The following is a 2,638-nucleotide window of genomic DNA, read 5'->3' on the forward strand; positions in this document are numbered from 1 at the left end:
CCCGGACATCATTGAGTTGGAGACCTTCGACGCCGGCCACACGCTCTGCTGGAACACCGACCCCGACCGGTGGCAGGACGCAGTGACCGCCTGGCTCCAGGCGCGTGTCCCACGCTGATCGGCTGAACGGAGCGACCAACCTCGGCACCCATCTCGTTCGGCCACGCCCGGAGAAACCCCACTCAAGCCGTACCTCCGCCGGTATCATCGTGAGTGTTGGCCTGCCTGGGCCATTGAGCGAGGGAGGACCAACGTGGCTGAGCCGTGGCTGTCCGCAGACGACATCGCCGCCCACCTCGGGGTCACCAAAGACACCGTCTACACCTGGATCGCCGAGAAGGCCATGCCCGCCCACAAGGTCGGACGCCTCTGGAAGTTCCAAGCCAGCGAGATAGACGACTGGGTGCGCGCGGGTGCGGCGGCCAGTGACCAAGAGCTCCACGTAGCCCATCCCGGTGTCGGTGGACGCTCCTACGCTCATGACAACGACGAGCACCGGGAGGGGGGAAGATGAACCTGAAAGACGCCCAGCGCTTGGTGAAGTCCAAGCAACGCGTTGCGGACCACGGCGAGGTGTTCACGCCGGCGTGGATGGTCGAGGACATGCTCGACCTCGTTAAGCACGAGTCTGAGCGGATCGACTCCCGCGTACTCGAACCCGCCTGCGGCTCGGGCAACTTCCTCATCCCCGTCCTGGCTCGCAAGCTCGCCACGGTCGAGCTTCGGCACGGCAAGAGCGAGTTCGAGAAGCGCCACTACGCATTGTTCGCGCTCATGTGCACCTACGGTATCGAACTTCTCGCAGACAACGCCGAAGAGTGCCGTCACAATCTCGCCGAGGTGTTCAACACGTTCTTGGGTATCGGCAACGATGACCAGTGGGCACGAGCGGCCCGCGCGGTTCTCACCGTGAACATCGTCCAGGGCGATGCCTTGACCATGACCGTGCCAAGCGGCCAGCCGATCACCTTTCCTGAGTGGGGCTACCTCGGCAAAGGCAAGTTCCAGAGGCGCGACTTTCGCTACGACGACCTCACTCAGCGCGCCTCGTACGAGGGAACCCTATTCGGCGAGCTCGATGACGAGGACCTGTTCGTCCCCGCGCAGACTTACCCGACGATGACCGTCATTCAGATCGCCGAGGCCGCCGCGTGACCCTTGCACCTTTGACTCTCCGAGGGCACAACCCGGATGTCTTGACCTGCATCGCGAACCTCTCCAACGATGAGGTCTTCACCCCGCCGGAGTTCGCGAACCAGATGCTCGACACGCTTGCCGCCGCGTGGGCAGACGCCAACGACGGCGCCGACATCTGGGCCAACCCCGATGTCACGTTCCTCGATCCGTTCACCAAGTCTGGTGTGTTCCTCCGCGAGATCGTGCGCCGACTCACCGACGGCCTGATCCTGACGATCCCCGACCTCACCGAACGCGTCGATCACATCCTCACCCACCAAGTGTTCGGCATCGGGATCACCCAGCTCACGGCGCTGCTCGCGCGCCGGAGCGTCTACTGCTCGAAGTTCGCCAACGGCCCGCACTCGATCGCTAGGTCATTCACGACCGAGGACGGCAACATCTGGTTCGAGCGCACCGAGCACACCTGGGGCGGCGGGAAGCGGGAGTTCCGTGCTGATCCACTGACCAGCGAGGAAGTCGCCGTCTATACCAACCGCAAGTGCATCTACTGCGGCGCAGGCGAGGATGACTACGCCCGTGGTGACGACCTTGAGACTCACGCCTACGCCTTCATCCACACCGACGACATCAAAGCCCGCATCGCGGAGCTGTTCGGAGACACCATGCAGTTCGACGTCATCATCGGCAACCCGCCCTACCAGCTCAGCGACGGCGGTCATGGGACCAGCGCCGCCCCGATCTATCAACTCTTCGTAGAGCAGGCCAAGAAACTCGACCCGCGTTTCTTGTCCATGATCGTTCCCTCGCGTTGGTTTGCGGGAGGAAAAGGCCTCGATGAGTTCAGGGAGTCAATGCTGACCGACAGCCGCGTGCGGGCAATCAACGATTACCTGAGCGCTTCGGACGTGTTCCCAGGCGTCGGACTAAAGGGCGGGGTGTGCTACTTCCTCTGGGATCGCGACCACCCCGGACTCTGCGAGGTCACCACCCACTTCAAGGATTGGCCGACGACCACGGCCACTCGCTCTTTGCTGGCTCTTCACAATGCAGGGTGTAGGTGGGGTTTGAATCCTCCGGTTTCGAGGAGGCTTCTGGCTATGTAGTGGGTCAGGTTCTTAAATCCCAAGGCGATCCCGCGGAGGTGTTCGAGGCGTCCGTTGATCGCTTATGCCGACGTGTGGATTATGCCGACCGTGACCACGTTTACCCTTGTCAGAGACGATCGTCTCCTGGTGGTGTCGGCATAGTCAGAGGGCTTCGAGCCAGGTGAGGATCTCGGGGGGCGGGGTGAATGTGCCTGGGGTGACTCCTGGGGGTCTGGTCTTGTCGAGGGCTGCCTTCTTTGTCTCCATGTCGGCGTGGAGGTAGATGTCGGTGGTGGAGGTCTGCTCGTGGCCTAGCCAGAGCGCGATGACTGTGATGTCGACTCCGGCGTGGAGGAGGTTCATGGCGGTCGTGTGCCGGAGGGTGTGCATGGTGACGTGTTTGCTGTCCACTG

General features: G+C 62.6%; 4 protein-coding genes. 3 read left to right on the forward strand and 1 reads right to left on the reverse strand.

The features are described 5' to 3' along the window. Positions 1-253: 253 nt before the first annotated feature. From BUC15_RS18630 to BUC15_RS18640, 3 genes are read left to right on the forward strand one after another with little or no spacing between them, the layout of a single operon-like run. The gene (locus BUC15_RS18630) at positions 254-514 is read left to right on the forward strand and encodes a helix-turn-helix domain-containing protein (RefSeq protein ID WP_035757278.1); all 261 of its coding nucleotides are present in this window, start codon (positions 254-256) and stop codon (positions 512-514) included. Beyond that, positions 511-1,155 carry an N-6 DNA methylase gene (locus BUC15_RS18635; RefSeq protein ID WP_026926279.1) on the forward strand — a complete coding sequence of 215 codons (645 nt, stop codon included), beginning with the start codon at positions 511-513 and terminating at the stop codon, positions 1,153-1,155. Before BUC15_RS18630 ends, BUC15_RS18635 begins: the two co-directional genes overlap by 4 nt. Then, complete coding sequence (locus tag BUC15_RS18640; RefSeq protein WP_084189747.1) at positions 1,152-2,243, forward strand: Eco57I restriction-modification methylase domain-containing protein; 1,092 nt, start codon at positions 1,152-1,154, stop codon at positions 2,241-2,243. Before BUC15_RS18635 ends, BUC15_RS18640 begins: the two co-directional genes overlap by 4 nt. A 144-nt stretch (positions 2,244-2,387) precedes the next feature. Here BUC15_RS18640 and BUC15_RS18650 read toward each other — a convergent pair. Then, positions 2,388-2,638 (reverse strand): tyrosine-type recombinase/integrase (locus tag BUC15_RS18650; protein ID WP_175558344.1); only part of this gene is annotated, 251 nt, incomplete at its 5' end.

Source organism: Tessaracoccus bendigoensis DSM 12906 (assembly GCF_900141915.1).
Lineage (GTDB): Bacteria > Actinomycetota > Actinomycetes > Propionibacteriales > Propionibacteriaceae > Arachnia > Arachnia bendigoensis.

What these genes read in the sequence shown, in the direction of transcription:
- BUC15_RS18635 (WP_026926279.1), top strand. Translation starts at nt 511, where the DNA reads ATGAACCTGAAAGACGCCCAGCGCTTGGTGAAGTCCAAGCAACGCGTT.